Origin of the sequence: Thiorhodovibrio frisius (assembly GCF_033954835.1) — a bacterium.
In the GTDB taxonomy this organism is placed as follows: Bacteria; Pseudomonadota; Gammaproteobacteria; order Chromatiales; family Chromatiaceae; genus Thiorhodovibrio; species Thiorhodovibrio frisius.
In genome coordinates this window covers 2,000,234-2,020,534 of record NZ_CP121471.1, presented here as the reverse complement: position 1 = coordinate 2,020,534, position 20,301 = coordinate 2,000,234, and the positions used below count along the sequence as shown (strand labels likewise).

The 20,301-nt window shown below is 58.5% G+C and carries 13 protein-coding genes; 6 read left to right on the top strand and 7 right to left on the bottom strand.

Annotated features, from left to right (window positions below; all coding sequences use genetic code 11):
• Positions 1–4: 4 nt before the first annotated feature.
• Together kdsA and Thiofri_RS09440 are read right to left on the bottom strand one after the other, a co-directional pair.
• Positions 5–862 (bottom strand): 3-deoxy-8-phosphooctulonate synthase, encoded by an 858-nt coding sequence (kdsA, locus tag Thiofri_RS09445; protein WP_009148419.1) that lies wholly within the window; start codon positions 860–862, stop codon positions 5–7.
• Positions 863–870: 8 nt separating this feature from the next.
• A complete protein-coding gene (locus Thiofri_RS09440) occupies positions 871–2,574 on the bottom strand; it encodes a CTP synthase (protein WP_223296761.1) in 1,704 nt (567 codons plus the stop codon).
• A 1,957-nt stretch (positions 2,575–4,531) separates the two neighbouring features.
• On the opposite strand from Thiofri_RS09440, the gene Thiofri_RS09430 reads away from it, so the two are divergent.
• The 6 genes from Thiofri_RS09430 to Thiofri_RS09405 all read left to right on the top strand — a co-directional run bounded on the left by Thiofri_RS09430 (position 4,532) and on the right by Thiofri_RS09405 (position 13,811).
• On the top strand, positions 4,532–5,113 hold the full coding sequence (locus Thiofri_RS09430) for a superoxide dismutase (RefSeq protein WP_009148416.1): 582 nt from the start codon (positions 4,532–4,534) through the stop codon (positions 5,111–5,113).
• Between the two features lie 262 nt (positions 5,114–5,375).
• Positions 5,376–7,031 carry a circadian clock protein KaiC gene (gene kaiC / locus Thiofri_RS09425; protein ID WP_009148415.1) on the top strand — a complete coding sequence of 552 codons (1,656 nt, stop codon included), beginning with the start codon at positions 5,376–5,378 and terminating at the stop codon, positions 7,029–7,031.
• A gap of 14 nt (positions 7,032–7,045) precedes the next feature.
• Entirely contained in the window at positions 7,046–7,357 is a 312-nt protein-coding gene (locus Thiofri_RS09420; protein WP_040856488.1) for a circadian clock KaiB family protein, read from the top strand.
• 112 nt (positions 7,358–7,469) lie between these two features.
• Positions 7,470–9,653, top strand: coding sequence for a putative bifunctional diguanylate cyclase/phosphodiesterase (locus Thiofri_RS09415; RefSeq protein WP_009148413.1), 2,184 nt, complete (start codon positions 7,470–7,472; stop codon positions 9,651–9,653).
• Between the two features lie 341 nt (positions 9,654–9,994).
• A complete protein-coding gene (locus Thiofri_RS09410; RefSeq protein ID WP_223296728.1) occupies positions 9,995–12,100 on the top strand; it encodes a diguanylate cyclase in 2,106 nt (701 codons plus the stop codon).
• A gap of 73 nt (positions 12,101–12,173) precedes the next feature.
• Positions 12,174–13,811 (top strand): ATP-binding protein, encoded by a 1,638-nt coding sequence (locus tag Thiofri_RS09405; protein WP_009148411.1) that lies wholly within the window; start codon positions 12,174–12,176, stop codon positions 13,809–13,811.
• A gap of 32 nt (positions 13,812–13,843) precedes the next feature.
• Here Thiofri_RS09405 and Thiofri_RS09400 read toward each other — a convergent pair whose 3' ends face one another.
• The 5 genes from Thiofri_RS09400 to Thiofri_RS09380 form a co-directional block, all read right to left on the bottom strand.
• Positions 13,844–15,469 (bottom strand): response regulator, encoded by a 1,626-nt coding sequence (locus Thiofri_RS09400; RefSeq protein ID WP_009148410.1) that lies wholly within the window; start codon positions 15,467–15,469, stop codon positions 13,844–13,846.
• A 46-nt stretch (positions 15,470–15,515) separates the two neighbouring features.
• Positions 15,516–17,816 (bottom strand): putative bifunctional diguanylate cyclase/phosphodiesterase, encoded by a 2,301-nt coding sequence (locus tag Thiofri_RS09395; RefSeq protein WP_190275807.1) that lies wholly within the window; start codon positions 17,814–17,816, stop codon positions 15,516–15,518.
• Between the two features lie 246 nt (positions 17,817–18,062).
• Complete coding sequence (locus Thiofri_RS09390) at positions 18,063–18,890, bottom strand: CPBP family intramembrane glutamic endopeptidase (protein WP_009148408.1); 828 nt, start codon at positions 18,888–18,890, stop codon at positions 18,063–18,065.
• Entirely contained in the window at positions 18,887–19,303 is a 417-nt protein-coding gene (locus tag Thiofri_RS09385; RefSeq protein WP_009148407.1) for a hypothetical protein, read from the bottom strand. Before Thiofri_RS09385 ends, Thiofri_RS09390 begins: the two co-directional genes overlap by 4 nt.
• A 110-nt stretch (positions 19,304–19,413) precedes the next feature.
• Positions 19,414–20,187 (bottom strand): RNA-dependent RNA polymerase family protein, encoded by a 774-nt coding sequence (locus tag Thiofri_RS09380; RefSeq protein WP_323706094.1) that lies wholly within the window; start codon positions 20,185–20,187, stop codon positions 19,414–19,416.
• Between the last annotated feature and the right edge of the window lie 114 nt (positions 20,188–20,301).

Here is a 20,301-nt window from a genome sequence, read left to right as displayed (position 1 = left end):
CTGCTCACACGCGGCCAACGGCAGCCCCAATCAAAGAGGCTTCAGCCAAGTCCCCCGCTTTGACCAGCCGGTCAATGCCCACCAATATCTCCAGCAAATCGCGCATTTTCCCCAACGGCCAGGCATTGGGCCCATCACTCTTGGCCTGCTCCGGGTTCGGGTGGGTCTCCATGAAGAGACCCGACACCCCAGCCGCCACCGCCGCACGCGCCAGCACAGGCACAAACTCCCGCTGCCCACCGGAGGCATGGCCCTGCCCGCCCGGCAACTGCACTGAGTGGGTTGCATCAAACACCACAGGAGCGCCGGTCTCGCGCATCACCGCCAGCGCGCGCATGTCTGAGACCAGGTTGTTATACCCAAAGCTCACACCGCGCTCACACACCAGAATCTGCTCATTGCCAGTCTGACGCGCCTTGCGCACCACCTGCGCCATGTCCCAGGGCGCCAGGAACTGACCCTTCTTGATATTTACCGGCTTGCCCTGCGCGGCCACATTTTGGATAAAATTGGTCTGCCGACACAAAAAGGCCGGCGTTTGCAGTTTATCGACCACATCGGCTACTTCGCTGAGCGGCGTATCCTCATGCACGTCGGTCAGCACAGGCACCCCAACCTCGCTGCGCACCCGCTGAAGAATACGCAGCCCGGTCTCCAAGCCTAACCCACGAAAGCTATCGATGGATGACCGATTTGCCTTATCGAAGGATGCCTTGAAAACATAAGGGATACCCAGCGCCTCGGTAACCGCCTTGAGCTCGGCTGCCACTTCCAACACCAGCCCTTCGCTCTCAATTACACAGGGGCCAGCGATCAGAAACAGCGGCTGATCAAGGCCGACTTCAAAGCCGCAGAGGTTCATATCCAAAGTCACCCAGCGCGCGCGCGTCGGTAATCACGCGCCGCCTCAATAAAGCGGCGGAAGAGCGCATGGCCGTCGCGTGGCGTGGATGTAAACTCAGGGTGGAACTGACAGCCGATGAACCAGGGGTGATCCGGAATTTCAACAATCTCCACCAAGCGCCCGTCGAGCGACCACCCCGAAAAGCGCAGACCGGCGTCCTTCATTGGATCCAGATACTGATTATTGAATTCATAGCGATGGCGATGGCGCTCGCGAACCTGATGCCTGCCATAAATTCCGCGCGCCAAACTGCCAGGCTCGAGCCGGCAGTTTTGCCCGCCTAAGCGCATGGTGCCACCCTTGTCGGCGCTGGCATCGCGGCGCTCGCGCGTGCCGGCCTCGGTCGCCCACTCGGTAATAAGGGCGATCACCGGATGCGGGGTGTCGCTAAAAAACTCAGTGCTGTGCGCGCCCTCAAGGCCAGCAACATTGCGCGCGTATTCGATCACCGCCACCTGCATGCCGAGACAAATCCCCAAATAGGGAATGCGCTGCTCGCGCGCATGGCGCACGGCGGCAATCTTGCCCTCAATGCCGCGCTCGCCAAAACCCCCGGGCACCAGAATGGCATCCAGGCCATCCAGCGCGCCGGTGCCCGAGCGCTCAATCTCCTCGGAATCAAGATAGCGGATTTCAACCTGCGCCTGCGCATGCACTCCGGCGTGAGCCAGAGCCTCAGACAGCGACTTGTAAGCCTCGGTCAGGTCCATGTACTTGCCAACCATGCCGATGACGACCCGGTCGCGCGGCGTCTCGAAACCGCGCAAGACCGCATCCCACTCGGACAAATCCGCTGGCGGAACATCGAGCCCAAACTGCTTGACTACCAGTTCATCGAGGCCCTGGGCATGCAACAGTGAGGGAATCCGATAGATATTGTCTGCATCCACCGCCGAGATGACGGCCTCCTCGCCCACGTTGGTGAAGAGCGCGATCTTGCGCCGCTCGTCATCCGGCAAATGCTGCTCGGCGCGGCACAGCAGAATGTCCGGCTGAATACCGATAGAACGCAGCTCCTTGACCGAATGCTGAGTCGGCTTGGTCTTGATCTCACCGGCGGTGCGAATGTAGGGCACCAGCGTCAGATGCATAAAGAGCACATGCTCGCGCCCCAGTTCGACGCGCATCTGGCGGATGGCCTCAAGAAAGGGCAGCGACTCGATGTCACCCACGGTGCCGCCAATCTCGACCATCGCGATGTCGGCCGGAGCAATGTCGGGCGGAGCAATGTTTTCTGGCCCGTCGGCAGACCGGCCTGCCAAGCCTTTCATCGCGTTGGCGCCGAGGCGAATACTGTCCTTGATCTCATCGGTGATATGTGGAATCACTTGCACGGTGCGACCAAGATAATCGCCGCGTCTTTCCTTGCGGATGACGGACTCGTATATCTGTCCGGTGGTGAAATTATTGTTGCGCCCCATTTGGGTGCGCAGAAAGCGCTCATAGTGGCCGAGATCCAGATCCGTCTCCGCGCCATCGTCGGTGACATAGACCTCGCCATGCTGAAAAGGACTCATGGTGCCAGGATCCACATTGATGTAGGGATCGAGCTTAATCATGGTGACCTTGAGCCCGCGCGCCTCAAGCAGCGCCCCCAGGGACGCCGAGGCGATTCCTTTCCCGAGCGAAGACACAACACCGCCGGTGACAAAAATCAGCTTGGATCTCATGGGAGCCTGTATGGAGGGTGAGTCATGAATGCGGGCGGCGACCTGCGCCCCGTCGCGAGCCGCTACGTTATCAAATCCCTGCTCCACCGACAACGCGGTCGGCTGCATTGCCGGCTGGAGGGGCGGCTGCATTGGCCGACTCACCCGCACGGCGTCCGCCGCTGCGGGCGCCTCACCCGTCGCTGCCAGATAACGCCTAACCCCCCGCCCCTCCATCAAGAGCACAAAGAGCGCAAACACCAACAGCCAACCCGCCGCCACTGGCCAGTGCGTCAGCGCCAGGCCATCGCCCAACTGCGGCGGGAACCAGAAGTGATCGAGTAGCAGCATGCCAAGCCCCAACAAGGGATAACCCACCACCCGCTTGAGATCATAGGGCACCGGAAAGAAACGCCGTCCCAGCAGATAAGACAGCACCACCATCACCCCATAGCAGGCCAAATGCGCCCAGGCCGCGCCCTCGTAGCCATGGGTTGGCACCAGCCACAACAGCATCATCACAGTCACTCCGGCACCCACCAAAGACACCGCCGCCCCAAGCAGGGTGCGATCCGTCAGCTTGTACCAAATGGACAGATTCACATAGACGCCAAGCAGCAGATTGGCCAGCAGCAGCACCGGCACCACGCTCAGCCCTTCGCGATAGGCTGCGCCGACAAAATACTGAAAAACATCCAGATTCAGACTCACCAGCAAAAAGATCGCGACGCAGAAAATCACAAATCCATGCAGCACCAGGGCATAGGTCGCGCGCGCATTTTTCTCTTTCGCATAAGCAAAAAAGAACGGCTCCCCGGCATAGCGAAAGGCCTGAATAAAGAGCGCCATCAGAATCGACAGCTTGTAGCAGGCACTATAAATACCGAGCTGCGCCATATTGGTGGCATTGTCATAGGGCAGCAGGTACTTGAGCGCCGCGCGGTCAAGCATCTCGTTGACAATACCGGCCATGCCCACCACCACCAACGGCAGCGAGTAGCGCAGTAGCCGCTTGAGCAGTTGCCGATCAAAGCCACGCAGGGCGCCAAGCAGCTGCGGGCTGAGCAACAACAACTTGAGCGCGCTGGCCACGAGATTGGCAATGAACACATAACCAACACCAATCTCCGGCAGCCACAGCCGCCCGAGCGCGGATTGCGGATCGGCCGCGAAGGCCTCGCGGCACAGCACAATAAAAAACAGATTCAGCCCGATATTGGCGCCGATCTCGATCAGCTTAATGGTGGCAAAACGCGCAGCGCGATTCTCCGCCCGCAGCCGCGCAAAGGCTGCCGCGCCAATGGAGTCCATGGCCACAATGGCCGCCGTCCACAGGATATACTCCGGATGTGCCGAATGGCGCAGCAGATCCGCCACCGGCTGCCGCCAGAGCAGGGCCGCGAGCAGAAAGGCCCCATTCGCCACCAGCAGCGCCCGCACCACAGTGGCATAGACCACTCCAGCCGCCTCCGGATCAGCGGCGCGAAAACGGAAATACCCCGTCTCCAAACCAAACACCAGCAGCACCGCCAGAAAGCCCATGTAGGCGTAAAACTCCGCCACCACCCCGTACTCCGCCGGCGCGAAGCTGTAGGTGAAAAGCGGCACCAGCAGGTAATTCAGAAAGCGTCCAAAGACACTGCTGACACCATAAATGGCCGTCTGGGCAGCGAGGCGTTTCAGTGGATTCATAAGGTGTTAGAACATGAGAGCCAACAGAAGACCACTATCTTAAACCCAAAGCGCGCATCCCTCGGCTATCGCAATCAGAAAAGTGACCGCCTGTCGCTCAGACTGTTGCGTCACATTTCGTGCCTCTCTGTAGCAAATACGTTTTCTGTTTTGGGCCAGGTAGCGCTCCCAGGGGCACTGCGGCAGGAATGCCGCCGTGAAGCCCCCCTTGAGTTCCCAAAGTCGATGCATACCTTTTGAACTCAACTTATCCATCCCTGTCCGACACCGACTTTGGAGGTCCATCATGGCACACGAACTCCCCGCCCTGCCCTACGAGAAGAACGCCCTCGAACCCGTCATTTCGGCCGAGACGATCGATTTTCACTACGGCAAGCATCACCAGACCTACGTCACCAACCTCAATAACCTGACCAAGGGCACTGAATTCGAGAGTCTCGGGCTCGAAGACATCATCAAAAAAGCCTCGGGCGGCATCTTCAACAACGCCGCCCAGGTGTGGAACCACAGCTTCTACTGGAACTGCCTGAGCCCGAGCGGCGGCGGCGCACCCAGTGGCGCTCTGGCCGATGCGATCAACGCCAAGTTTGGCAGCTTCGATGAGTTCAAAAAGCAGTTCTCAGCCTCGGCAGCCGGCAATTTCGGCTCCGGCTGGACCTGGCTGGTGAAGAACGCCGATGGCAGCGTGGAGATCATGAACACCTCCAACGCCGCCACGCCCATGACTGAAGGCAAGACCGCCCTGCTAACCGTTGATGTGTGGGAGCATGCCTACTACATCGACTACCGCAACGCGCGGCCGAAGTACCTTGAGGCCATTTGGGACAAGATTCACTGGGATTTTGTGAGTCAGAATTTCGCTGGCTAGCGATCTGACGGGCGAAGCAATTCGCCCCTGCGCGCCCGCTCGGTTCTTTTCGATGACGGAAAACACCCTGGGCCGCCCATTCTGCATTCTTCAATAATTCCTGCCTGTCGGCAGCCCGACTTGTAGTCAGGCCGCCGGCAGACTTTCCCTCCGATTCGTAGCGCCCCCTATCGACCCCGCATCGATCTGGTGCAGCCTGAGCCGAAGTGAGTGGTAAACTAGCGATCATTTTGCTAGCTGCCCAGAAGGTTCCCGGCCCACCATGTCCTGCTCCAAAACAACCGTCAAAAAAGCCAAAACCGGCATCCAGGGTCTGGATGAAATCACCGGTGGCGGCATTCCCGCCGGTCGGCCGACCCTGGTCTGTGGTGGTCCTGGCTGCGGTAAGACGCTGCTGGCCATGGAATTCCTGGTTCGCGGCGCGACCGAATACGGCGAGCCTGGCGTCTTTATGGCGTTCGAGGAAAGCATGGCCGAGCTGTGCGCCAATGTCGCCTCGGTTGGCTTTGATCTGTCGCACCTGCTGGCGGAAAAACGTCTGTTTGTCGATGAAGTCATGATCGATCCGGAGCAGACAGCGGCCACCGGCGATTTCGATCTCGATGGGCTCTTCCTGCGCTTGGCCGATGCCATCGCTCGCGTCGGCGCCCGGCGCGTGGCTTTCGATACCCTGGAGCGGCTGTTTTCCAGCCTGCCCGACCCGGGCATTCTGCGCGCCGAACTGCACCGGCTGTTTCGCTGGCTCAAAGAGCGCGACATCACCGTGATTCTCACCGCAGAGCGCGGCGACGGCGCCCTGACGCGCCACGGGCTTGAAGAGTATGTCTCTGACTGCGTCATCGTGCTCAGTCATGAGCTTAACAACCTCATCTCCACCCGCCGGCTAAGGGTGATGAAGTATCGTGGCTCCAGTCATGGCACCAACGATTATCCCTTCCTGATCGACGACGATGGCATTTCCATTCTGCCCGTCACCTCGGTGACCCTGGCACATGAGGCCAGTCGCGAGCGAATTTCCAGCGGCGTGGAGCGACTCGACGAGATGCTTGGCGGCCAGGGCTTTTTTCGCGGCAGTTCAATACTGTTGTCAGGCACTGCCGGGACTGGAAAAACCAGCCTTTCCGGTCACTTCACCTCCGCCGCCTGCGAGCGCGGCGAGCGCGTGCTCTACTTCGCCTTTGAAGAATCTGCCAGCCAGATCCAGCGCAATCTTGAATCCATCGGCATTGATCTGTCACCCTGCATGGCGCAGGGCCAACTTCAGATTCACGCAACCCGGCCGTCCTTTACCGGCCTGGAGATGCACCTTGCGCTCATGCATAAGGCCATCACCAGCTTTGCGCCGCAGATTGTGATACTAGATCCACTCAACAGCTTTCTCGAGTCCACCGAATACAAACAACTGCTCGAAGTCAAAGCCATGCTGATGCGCATGCTCGACTATCTCAAGCTTGAAGGCATCACCGGCTTTTTCACCAGCCTGACGACGGGCGGCGAGGCGGCCGAGCGCACCGACGTAGCCATCTCCTCGCTGATCGATACCTGGATTGCACTCACAGCCACAGATGTTGACGGGTATCGCATCCGCCGACTGGATATCATCAAATCGCGCGGCATGGCGCATTCAAGCGAAAGCCGTCCCTTTTCTCTGACCGGGCATGGGGTCGATTTGCTCGAGCCTCACACTGGCCATCCTGGTCACCCGGCCAGTTCCGAGCCAGCTGCGCAGCATGAACTGGCACTGCGCCATGCCCTGATGCAGGCGCGCATTAGCACCCTGCAAGCTGAATACGCATTGCAGGCCGCTCGCATCCAACAACAGATCACCCCCGATGCCATCAGTGGCTCCGCGCGCGACCAAGCGCGCGATGCCGACAGCCTCGGATCGCAGCTGGCGCAGCACGGAGGCTCCCGTTGAGTGCCGCGCCTGCCATGTCACCGCCCGAGTCCAATGCAGTCGTGCTTTTACGCCTCTATGTGGCCGGACAAAGCCCCAAATCCGTGGCCGCCTATGGCAATCTCACCCGCCTGTGCGAACAGCGTCTAGCCGCGCCCTACCGCATCGAAGTGATCGACCTGCTTGAGAACCCCGAACGGGCGCGCGAGGATCAAATCCTTGCCATTCCCACCCTGGTGCGTCGCCAGCCCGAGCCCATGCGCCGAGTCATCGGCGACCTCTCCGACGGCGACCGCGTGCTGCTCGGGCTAGACATTCCAGTGACCCCTGCTACCGCCAACCCTTAACCCTGCTGCGAGAGCGTCAGTGAGCTGCGGCCCGGAATCCCAAACCATCCTATCCCAAACCAACCCGTCGCAAGCCAGCCTATCGCAAGCCGTTCCATCGCTGGACGACTCGATGCGTGATCGGCTCAGCGCCGAAAACCAAGATCTGCGCGCGCGCCTCGCCGAAGCCGAAGAAACCCTGCGCGCGATTCGCAACGGCGACATCGATGCCCTGGTAATTTCCAACGATCAGTGGCTCGGCGAACGCCTGTTCACCCTCGAGGGCAGCGATGCCTCTTATCATGCGCTGATCGAATCCATGAGCGAGGGTGCCCTGGTGCTGACCGCCGAGGGCCTGGTGTACTACGCCAACCGCCGCTTGGGCGAGATGCTCAAAACACCTCACCAAACCCTGCCCGGCACCGCCTTCAAGCAGTGGATCAAACCAATTGATCACCCCTGGTTCGACAGCCTGCTGCGCCAGGACAGCACTCTTCCCGCCCATGGCATCGAGATCATACTGGTGGCCACGGATGGCAGCGAAATGCCCTGTCACCTGTCGGTCAGTGTGTTGCCGGTGGGTAATGACCAGGTCTATTTCAGCCTGGTAGCCACCGACCTGGCCGAACAGAAAGCCCACCAGGATCGAATTCTGGCCGCCGAGCGGCTGGCCCGCTCGATTCTCGACCAGGCCGCCGAGGCCATTGTGGTATGCGACCGCACCACCCAAGTGGTGCGTGCCAACGCACTCGCGCGGCAGCTCTGCGGGGTCAATCCCCTCGGGCAGTTTCTCGCAGACGCCCTGCCACTAGAGCTTCAAAGTGGCGCGCGTTTCGATCTGCATGAGTTCATCGGCGATCACGATCACCATCCGTTCGAGGCCCATCTCGCGCTTCAGGACAAAACCCTCACCCTGCTGATCGGTATCGGCCCTTGGCTGGGCAGCGATGGCAGCATACTCGGCAGCATCGTCTCCCTGACCGACATCAGCGCTCGCAAATCGGCGGAAGAACAAATCTTTCGCCTCGCCTTCTACGATCCCCTCACCGGCCTGCCCAACCGCCGGCTGCTCGAGGAATGGATCAGCCATCAGACCGTCCAGTACATCCGCAGCGGCCGCCACGGCGCCCTGGCCTTCATCGATCTGGACAACTTCAAAACGCTCAACGACACGCGCGGGCACGATGTAGGCGACCTCCTCCTAAAGCAGGTCGCAGCGCGAATTAAAACCTCGATTCGCGAGTCCGACATCCTCGCCCGCCTCGGCGGTGATGAGTTCGTGCTCATTTTGGCCGAACTCGATTCGGACCCGCGCGAAGCTGCACACCAGGCCGAGACGGTGTGCGCCAAAATTCACCGCGAAGCGCGCGAGCCCTATGTGATCGACGACTACGAGTGCCGCAGCACCCTTAGCATCGGCATCACACTCTTTGGCAAGCACAAGACCTCACTCGACGAACTCCTCAAGCGCGCCGACTTGGCCATGTATCAATCGAAGGCCAGCGGACGCGACACCTGGAGCTTTTTCGCCCCCGAAATGCAGCAGGCACTCGAGAGCCGCGCGCGCCTTGAGGAACGCCTTCGCCTGGCCCTTCAAGACGGGGGGCTATGGCTGGCTTATCAGCCACAAATCGACCGCACGCGCCACTTGATCGGCGCCGAGGCTCTGCTGCGCTGGAAGGATGGCGTCGAAGGCATGGTTTCACCGGCAGTGTTCATTCCCTTGGCGGAGGAGACCGGACTCATTCTCCCTCTGGGCGATTGGGTATTGGACCAAGCCTGCGCACAACTGGCCGAATGGGCCAAGACACCAGAAACCGCGAAGCTGACGCTGGCAGTAAATGTCAGCGCCCATCAGTTTCAGCAGCCGGACTTCGTCGCCCGTATTCGTGACGTCATCGCCCGCCACAGCATCAGCCCAAACTTGCTCAAACTTGAACTCACCGAAACCCTGCTGCTAAAAGACGTGACCGAGGCCGCCTATAAAATGGAAGCGCTCAAAGCCCTGGGCATCAGTTTCTCGCTCGATGATTTCGGCACCGGCTATTCATCGCTCGCCTATCTCAAGCGCCTCCCGCTCGATCAGTTGAAGATCGACCAGTCCTTCGTTCGCGATCTGCTCGAAGACTCAAGCGACGCAGCGATCGTCGATGCCATCCTGGCCATGGCCCGCAGTTTGGGGCTCCAGGTTATTGCCGAGGGCGTCGAAACCACCGCACAACACGCCCTTCTACTCAAGCAGGGCTGCAATGCCTTTCAAGGCTATCTGTTTGGGCGCCCGGGCCCATCGAGCCAGCTCGATTCGGCCCTGGCCTGATAACATCCTGGCCCGGTGACACCCGCTCTCGCCCCTTCGGTTATGATGCAGGACAATTTTCAACATCCACGAAACTTCTTTTCACATTTCCACACCAACCAGCCATGATCGATAGCTACAATCTGCTTGCACTTGGGTTTATGGCGACTTTTCCAAGACGGGCTTGATTATCCGTCCACTCGATATTGCTTCACTGCCACGACTGAAGTGAACAATAACGCATGCCATATAGGAGGCGCTTTAGAGCGCTTCCTGAGTCAAACCGAACAATGCACATGCAACGCCACTCCAGGCGCTCCCCCTGTCTTCTAGCCGTCGCCGCGCTTCTTTGCGCGTCGCTCATGCTGCCCGCGCAGCTGCTCTGGGCCGACTCTGCTGAGCCTAACACCAAGGTTGTTCTGACGGACGCAGAACAAGCCTTTCTCCGCCAACATCCAAGCATCCGGCTAGGTACCGACGCGAGCTGGGAGCCTTACGTCATCGCGGCGGCGGATGGCAGCATTCTTGGCTACGATGCCGATATTTTGGAGCGCGTCAATGCTCTGACCGGTGCCAACTTCGAGTTGGTACTGGGGCGCTGGAACGACATGCTGGAGGCAGCACGGGAGCGACGCATCGATGGTCTCAGCAGCAGCGTCGTTCATGATGAGCGCAGAGACTATCTGAACTTCTCCACCCCCTATATCTCCTCGCGCAAGATGCTGCTGGTCGCCGGTGGCAACCCGGCAAACATCCGTTCGACTCAGGATCTGGCCGGCAAGACACTGGTGATTCAGCGTGGCAATCTTGCTGATGAAAAGCTGGCGCGGAGTGTCGCCGGAGCTAAGCTCATGCTTGGCGACGGCATTGAAGACACCATCCTCGCGGTTGATCGCGGCGAGGCCGATGCAACCTTCGGCAACGGTGCGACACTCTTTGCCGCCAACCGTCTCGATCTACCCTCCCTGGAGGTCGCGACGGGGCTTGGCGAACCGATGGATCAGGTGTTCTCCGTGCGCAACGACTGGCCAGAGGCGCTCAGCATTCTCAACAAAGGCCTGGCCGCTATTGCGCAAGATGAGCGCTTGTCGATCCAGAGACGCTGGTTTCTCAATACGCGTAATGACCCCGAACCACTGTTGGCGCTGAACGCGGAGGAACGAAGCTATCTCCTCAACAGGGACCATCTGCGGCTGTGCGTCGACCCGCAATGGATGCCCTACGAGCAGTTAGACGATGACGGCCACTACCGGGGGATCATTGCAGACATCCATGACGCGCTCGCCAAGCGGCTCAATATCCGGCTTGAGATCCTGCCGACCGCGACCTGGGCCGAGTCGCTGCAAGCCGCCCGCGAGCATCGCTGCGATCTTCTCTCAGCGGCGGTTGAAACGCCCAAGCGCCTGTCCTTTCTCAGTTTTACCCCCGCCTTTCTGGATGTGCCCCTGGTCGTCGCCACCCGTCAAGAGCAACCCTTTATCGATAGCATCCTGGATGTTTCCGATAAAACCTTTGCGATGATTCGCCATCACGCACTCGAAGAGATTTTTCGCCGTCGCTACCCTGGCATCCAACTGATTGAGGTGGAGAATCCACGCACCGGGCTTGAGGCTGTGCGCGAGGGGCGGGTATTCGGTTTCATCGACACCAGCGTGACCATCGGCTATGCGATGCGCAAATACCAGCTCATCGACGTCAAGATTGCCGGCAAGCTTGAGGAGCGCTATGCGCTAACAGTCGGCGTACGCGGCGATGATCCCCTGTTGCTGTCGATCTACCGTAAAGCCGTGGAGTCCTTGTCTACGCAAGAGGTCGACCAGGCCGTATCGCGCTGGACCTCAATGGAGACCGTCAAGGAGCTTGATCGCCCGCTGCTGTTCAAGATATTCGGCGCGCTTGGCGTAATCGGCTTGCTGTTGTTCTATCGTGATCGCGTCATGTCCGGCTACAACCGCCGCCTGCAGGAGGCCAATCGGCAGCTTGAGGTGCTCTCGACCACCGACCAACTGACCGGAGTCGCCAACCGGCACAAGTTTGTTGAGATCATGACCCAAGAGATCGTCCGCGCGGAGCGGTACAAGAGTGCGCTGTCGGTGATCATTGCCGACGTCGACCATTTCAAGACCATCAACGATAGTCTGGGCCATGATGCTGGCGATCGCGTGCTCATCGCCTTCGCGCAATTGTTTGTTCACAAAAGCCGGAGTTGCGATCTGGTCGTGCGCTGGGGCGGCGAGGAGTTTCTGATGCTCTGTCCGCAAACCGATCTGGAATCCGCCACCCAATTGGCCGAGCTACTGCGGCAACGCGTTGCCGAAAGCGACTTCGGGATTGGCAGACCCATCACCTCGAGTTTCGGCGTCGCCCAGTACCGCGCGTCTGAAGACATCAACAAACTCATTACACGCGCAGACAGCGCCCTCTATCGCGCCAAAGCGCAAGGAAGAGACCGAGTCTGCACCGCCTGAGGCCGATTGGACCTGAAGGCGCAACTGGCGGGGTTCAACTAGTGACCAAAACCACCCAACCGGAGGCTCTGCCATGCCCGATGCTTTGTCGCCGCTGCCGATTAGCGTTCAGACCTTTCGCAAGCTCCGCGAGGGCGGCTGTGCCTATGTCGATAAAACCGCGCACGCAGCCGCCCTCGTGCAAGGTAGCAGCGCCTATTTTCTCTCCCGCCCGCGCCGCTTTGGTAAGAGTCTGTTCGTCGATACCTTAAAAGAGCTGTTCGAGGGCAACGAGCCGCTGTTTCGCGGGCTGCATATCCACCCGCGCTGGGACTGGCAGCAACGCAATCCAGTGATTGTGCTGGACTTTGCGGCCGGGGTCATCGAGAGCCGCGAGGGTCTGGATCGCCGCATCCGGCGACTGATAGAGGACAATGCCGAGCGCCTGGGTATCGACTGCGATTGGCAGAATAATGATATTCCCGGTTGTTTCGGCGATCTGATTCGCCAGGCCCACGAACAATTCGGTCAGCCTGCGGTGGTGCTGGTTGATGAGTACGACAAGCCACTCCTGGACAACATCGACCACCCCGAGCGCGCGGCCGAGCTGCGCGACGGGCTGAAAAATGTCTATTCGGTGCTCAAGGCGCAGGATGCCCATCTGCGCTTCGTCTTCATGACCGGGGTGAGTAAATTCAGCAAAGTGAGTCTGTTCTCGGGGGTGAATCAGCTGCGGGACATTACCCTGAGCCCCGATTTTGCGACCCTCTGCGGATATACCCAGACCGATCTGGAGACCACCTTTGCGGCCCATCTGGCCGGGGTAGACTGGGAGGCGCTGCGCGCCTGGTACAACGGCTATGGCTTTCTTGGCGAGCCAGTCTACAATCCCTACGATATCCTGCTGTTCATCAGCGAAGGTCACAGCTTCCGTAATTATTGGTTCGAGACCGGCAATCCGAGCTTTCTGATCAAGCTATTCCAGCGCAAACGCTATTTTCTGCCAAATCTTGAGCAGATCGAAGTCAGCGAGGAGATTCTCGACTCCTTCGATGCCGAGCGCATCAATCCCATCACGCTGCTGTTCCAAAGCGGCTATCTGACGATCGCCAGTACCGAGCAGAAATGGGGCGAGCTGGTCTTTCGACTGCGAGTGCCAAACCAGGAAGTTCGCACCGCTCTGAACAATCAGTTTATCGACGGCTATGCCGGCATCAGCGACGAACGTCTAACCTACAAAGCCGGACTGGCCGAAGCGCTAACCAGGGCTGATCTGCCAATGCTGATCGCGGCCATTAAGCGGCTGTTCGCCGCCATCCCCTGGCGCAACTTCACCGGCAACGACCTGCCGGATTCGGAAGGCTACTATGCCAGCGTGCTCTATGCCTTTTTCGCCAGCCTGAACGCAGAGATCACCCCCGAAGACCTGACCAATCACGGCCAGGTCGATCTGACGGTGCGGCTTGCAGACTACACCTATGTGATGGAGATCAAGCTTGATCGGGGCGCTGCGCGGCCAAAGCCAGAGCCAGAGCCAGAGCCAAAGGCAGAATCAGAGGCAGGCGCAGATAAGGATGGCGCGGAGACCAACCCGGCACTAGCGCAGATCCGCGCGCGCCGCTATAGCGAGAAGTATCGCGACACGCCAGGTCAGGGCCTATTCGAAGTCGGCTTGGTCTTCGGCAGCGCCGCGCGCAATCTGATCCAGGCCGATTGGCGGCAGGTGGACTGAAACAAGGGCGCTCGGGTGCTATCAGGCAGGATTCACCCGCGATCAAACTGGCGCCGAATGACCGCGAGCAGCGCATCGACATCGCCCGTCTTGGACTGATAATCGCAAGCACCGGCCGCCTGCATGGCGGCGGCACGGTCGGCCTCGGCGTGCATCGACAGGCCAATCACCCGCACCTCTGGCCAGCGTTGGCTGATTCGACGTGTCGCCTCGATGCCCCCCATGCCCGGCATGGAGGCATCCATGATGACCAGATCCGGCTGCAAGCGCGCCACATCAATCAGCGCTTCCTCGCCGCTGGCAGCCTCGCCAACGACCTCAATGTCCGGCTGATCGCTCAATAAAGCAGCAAGCCCATTGCGCACCATGGGATGATCGTCCACCAATAGCACCCGCAAACTTGGCACATCCAAACCCACCGCCTGCCGCGCCGCCGGCTGGGCCAGCAAGCCGCCCGCTCGCGGATGCGATGGCGCGACCGAGGTCGCAGAACAGCCCAGCACAGCGAGGCACACCTCGGTTCCTTCCCCCTGACGGCTGACAATGCTCAAACGCCCGCCAAGCAGGGCAAGACGCTCGCGAATGCCAATCAGCCCATAGCCTGACATCCCCCATCCGGCGTTGAGCGCGCGATCGACATCAAAGCCATCGCCGCAATTGCTGATGGTCACCCGCAGCCAACCCCCCTCCTGTTGCACCCGCACCTCGGCGTGACGGGCATGGGCGTGCTTGACCGCATTGAACAAACACTCGCGCACTCCGTCGAACAAAATATCTCTGACTTCCGGCTGGCGCGGACTCATATCCGTTTCGACATGGATGTCAACCTCCTGCTGATAACGCTCCAGCATTACCCGCGCCAGCCAATGCAGGGCAGCAGTCAACCCTGCTTCGCGCAGAATCGGTGGTGACAGGTCCGCGACCAGGTCACGCATCACCTGCTGCGCCTCGCGCAACAGACCCATGACCCGATCAAGCGCCTCGCCCGCCCCGGTCTCGCCGCCGGATGTCCCGCTTGAGCGCCGCAACCGGCGTTGCCCCTGCTCAACACCCAAGCGCGCGCCAACCAGAAGCTGCTGCAGGTTGTCGTGCAAAATACCAGCAATGCGAGTGCGTTCACGCTGTTCCGCGCGCGTCAGTTCCGCAGTCAGCTTTTCAAGCACCGCGTTACGTTCTTTTAGCTCCTTGACCGGGTAAGCTTCATCCTCGTCCTGTTCGCTGTTGGGCATCGAGACATGCTTCTGCTCGATACGCCAGGCATCCGCCGGCATCCCAGTGTCCGTCAGCGCATCGATCGGCGCGGCCACCGTCATGGTCAGACGCAGATGATGCATCACCAAGAGCTTTCCCTGGACGTCGGTCTCGATATCCATTTCGAGCAAAATCAGGCCCATATTGGGCGCGAGTGCCCGAATCTGGCGATGCCGAAAGACATAATCCACCGACTGCGGCGCATCGGTGAGATCTCGTCGATAACTTGCGAACCCCGCCTCGAGATCCTCAGCCAACTCCCCCAAACCCGAACCGACGCAGGAAAACGCCGGGCTCAACCACGCGACCGTGGCGTCGAAATCCCGCCGCGTAAAGTAGGCATCCAAGTATGAATCGAGAAAGCGTGACAAGGACTCCTCGGTACTCACCGGGCGGGACTGATTCATCGGAGGGTAAGGCTTAGCGCCAAATGCACCAGTGCGCGAAAAAGCGTCACGACAGCTGGCCCCAAAGAAAACCCTGCCCGATGGTGCAGCCGGCTTCGATCAGGGTATCGCGCTGTTGCGCTGTCTCCACTCCCTCGGCGACGACGTCCAAACCGAAGGTGCGCGCCAGCGTCAGCGTGGCTTGGGCGATGGCAAGGGCGGCGCGGTCATCCGGCAGACCGGCCACAAAGCTGCGGTCGATCTTGAGCTCGTCGATCGGGAAACGGTGCAGTGCGGCCAAAGAGGCATAACCGGTGCCGAAATCGTCAATGGCCACGCGAACGCCAATCCCACGCAGCGCGGAAAGCACTTCGATGGCGGCTTCCGGGCGAGTGACCATCACGGTTTCGGTGATCTCCAAGGTCAACTGGGCCGGTTTCACACCGGTTTCTTGCAGAGTGTCCTTCACCAGTTCCACCAGCGCCGGAGATTGGACGTGACGGGCACAAATGTTGACGCTGATGTGCTTGAGCTTCGCACCACCATGAGTCTGGCCACTTGCCAGGGCTGAACAGGCGGCACGCAATACCCAGGCGTCAAAGCGGGCGAAATTTGCCGCGCTTTCTGCCAGATGAATAAAGCGACCCGCGGCAAGAACGCCTTGCTCGGGATGGCGCCAACGCACCAGCGCCTCGTGGCCGACAACCTCTTGGGAGCGCAGATTCACCTGCGACTGAAACACCAGGTGGAGTTGATCGGCGCTCAGCGCCTCGCGGAAAGACAACTCCAGGCTGCGCAAATGGCCATCGGCCACATAGGCATCGGTATCAATGAAAGCGATCTGCCGACCACCGTCGCCCTTCGCCTGATACATGGCCGCATCAGCCAGGCTAATCAGGGTTTCAACAGCCTCGGCATCGTCGGGAAACACGGCAACGCCAATGCTGGCATTGGTAAATAATGTGGTACCGGAGACGCGAAACGGCTGCTGAAACCTTAGCTGTATGCGCTCGGAAAGTTCATTAATCCTGCTCCTAACGTCCACCGGATGGATGACGATTACGAACTCGTCTCCGCCGAAGCGCGCGACCGTATCTGTCTCGCGCATCAGATCCGAGAGTTCTTCACCGATAACCCGCAGCAGCGCGTCTCCCACGGAATGACCACGGGTGTCGTTGATCGCCTTAAAATCATCGAGGTCAATGAACAACACAGCGGCCTTGCCGCCTGCGCGGCGCGCGATACCCAACACTTGGTTGGCGCGATCATGGAACAAACGGCGGTTGGGCAACCCCGTCACCGCGTCGAAATTCGTCAGGCGCGCGACCCGCTCCAGCATCCGATTGAAGGATTGCGCCAGAATTCCGAACTCATCCTGCCGGGTTTCCGGCAAGGGCGTGTCCAGCTCGGCTTGCAGACCGATCTGTTCCACACGCGAGGTCAGACGTCGCAGTGGCCCCAGCACCAGAATCTGCTGGCTGAACAAAAACACCAGGATCAGAATCAGGCCCGCCACCCCGGTGATGCCAAGCCCTGTCGCCTGAGCCGTGCGCCCAATCGCCGTCACCGTGCGTTCGATTGAGGTCGATAGCACCACCAGCGGCTGATCAAAAACATCCTTAAGCGCGATTGATGCGCGAAGGCTATCAGCACCGGCTTCCTGGATTAGAATCTTCCCGTCACCGGAGCCGGTCTCGCCGCCGATCTCTCTAAGCATATCGGAAGCCGTTGCGGGTTGCGCCTGGATGCCAAGGTCCAGCGTCTCACCGACATCCGCCAAAACAGCGTCGTTCAACAGCCGCCCCATCATCAGGACCCCTCTGGGTGGTCCCGTTTCCGCACTGGTCAGGATGGAATGCGCGGCGATCATCATCGGACCAGCCGAAGTAGCCACCAGGCCACGCAGCCCGTTTTCCGATGACAGCGTCAACTCCGTCAAGCTCACCAGCAGATCGGCCCCTTGGGCAAAGTCTGCCAGATCAAGAAACTCTTCGGCTTCAAGATCATAGGTCTTGCCCCAAATCACCTGCCCTTCAATATCTTCGATCAACAGAAGATTGAGCCCAGCACCGGCCAAAGTTTCTTCGATGAGGTTGGCGGAAGCAAAGCCATCCTGGCGTCCCACCACATACTCATAGGTGTCGTCCCAGTACGCCCAGTCCTTCACCAGTACGTTCAGCGCTTCGACGTCACGCTTAACTGTGTTGCGAATAGTCTCGACCGTAGTGCGAGCCATCTGACGCTCCAGCGTCTGAAAGCTCGGGCCGATCACCTCCACAAGAACCAATGCAGCCACTGCAACCAAGGCCCCCAGCAAAAGGGCCGTCACCCCCAGCATTTTCGTCCTGATGGACAAACCCGCTTTCATTTCCGCGTCTTGCTCCTGCATGCTGGTTTCGGTTGCACTATCTGAAAAATTTGGCGAGGACGGCCAACCGGGTCGATGCGCGATGACATCCTTGAAGCGGTTCAAAACACCCCGTCAAGCATTCCTCCGCGCTCGATCAATTCTACCACTGCGGCCACCCAATCCCCTCCGCGCAAATTGGTTAGCACAAACCGGACACCGTTGCGGTACGGTTTACGAGCTTGCTGGACGTTCTAACCTTATCGGTTAGCCATCGGCGTCCTTTCCACATGGAATCACTTCGACGATTGCGCCTCCCTTTGTGAACATTTCTTTGCGGTTCCACCAGACAATCAGGGCTGCAAAACCAACCAACATGTATGTGTCGTATGGCTGCGCGTCAGGGAAGACTGGATTCATGAGCGAAAAATGGAAAAAGGCAGCCAGTAAGATACTACCACCGGACTGATTGAACAGTGCGGTTGCGATGACGCTTATTGCCAGGCATCCGGTAAAGAATGCAGCAAACGACCACTCGCTCTGCTGAGTCCCACTCAACAGGAAAGCTGGCAGATGCCACAGTCCCCATATGCCTCCAAGAATTAGCCCAGCCCAGAGCGGAGCAAACTTCATTTGTAGTAGTGGAAGTGCGAACCCCCTCCAGCCGAACTCCTCCACTGGCCCTTTGATAGCGGCAAGAAACAGTGCTGTGAACAAAGACGGTATAGATGCAAATGGAAAGGGTTCAGTGTACAGATTCCCACTAAGTGCGAAACCGATAATAAAGATCAACGGAATGCCGATAATCAGAAAGACGTACCAAGTCACACTGCAACGCCAGAGAAAAATCCGCTCAAGGAAATGCTTCAGACCTGATATGCCACCAGTGCGAGCGACAAGGATAAACGCCGCGATTGCAGGGGAGTAGACGGCTAAGTAGAAAAGTGGATGGGTGCCAGTGAGCTGACCAAACATTGCCCCCATACGATCCGGAAAAAAAACATAAAGCCCAATAATCCCCCAAGCCAATCCAAACGAAATCAATAGAAACAGAATGAATGAACGAAAGGGTATTGGCTTTGTTTCTTGCGTCAAGGCCGTTGGAGGTATGTTGCGTATTTTCCTTGCCGAATCCAGTACACAAGCGATGGAGAAAAAAGCAGAAAGACCATACCTACGCTCAACAAGTTACCTTTCAAGGGATTGAAATCATCCAGTACCTTGCTCCAGCTGAGATTAAAAACACGCCTTGCAAAATAGATATCTAAGCAGGTCATTATTGCCAACCAGACAATGCCAATAAGAATGCAATCCTGATAGTTGCTTGGTTTAATCCATGGCAACGTGATACAGCAAATGAAGGCAATTACTCCAATCCCTGAAAATAGACTGACCACCTTGGCTTTACGTTTTCCGAATATGCCATGCAAAACCCTGACACGGATATTGCCGTTTATCACTTCACCGATCGCCAGCAACAAGCCAATGAGTAATGTTTTCCAGATCATGTGATTCGGATTTAGCAGGCTAACGCTTCACATCACCGGCAGTAAAAAGCGTTGTGGCTGGAGCGTAGCGGAGGCTGCACCGCTTTTTACTGCCCGAGTGAATGTGATTGTTAGCATATTTTCTTAATGAAGCTTATTTTTCTAAGAAATAATATAATGGCGAATGAAAGAGAAAAAGTTATTGATAACAAAATAAGAGTTGCAACGGACAAGTCGCCCACAAAATCGACTATTGGCTTCTTGAATAGATCAAGAAAAACAGGATGGACTAGATAAATTCCGAAACTCGCAGTCGCGATACTAGAGATTAATTTGTTATCTATAAACAATCCGCTATTTTTAACGTAGTAATTGTAGTACCCGCGCAGCTTCGCATTGAGAGCCGCGAAGAACTTGTCCTTGTGCATCCGGCAGTGTGCCCGACACCAGTCTCGAAAACTGGCCAGGGAGGCGCGGTATTTCTTCCGTGCCGTGCGCCGTTTGAGCGCGGGTGTTCTCCAACGCCCTCGTCCCCAGCGAAACTCGAATCCGAGAAACTCAAAGGTGCCGTTACGCGTCCAATCCTGACTCGAGAACCGCAGCAACTGCGTTTTCTCTTGCGTGACTTCCAGCCCGAACCGCTCCATCCGCAACCCAAGCACCCGATAAAAGCGCTGGGCGTCGAACTCACATTCAAACGCGCACACGAAATCTACATTGTCCTGAAGGTTGGCTTCATAGGCGCGGGCATCCAGTCGCTCGACACCGCTGGCCGCACCTTTGTTAATCAGCCGCCAACAGGCCAGAAGATAGCTGACGTTGAGCAGGGCAAAGAGGTTGCGGAATCGATGGGCCTTGGCCGATGCCGCCTTTTTCGCTATTCCCAACAGGGAGGTTTGCTTCATGGTCCAGCCCGTCGTGTCTGGGTGAATCTTGCCCATCGTCGGTCTATTGAGTCCTCTGTGTTGACTTCCAGGTCGTTAACCCTGTCGCTGTCTGCTTTAATGCTTTTAACGAGG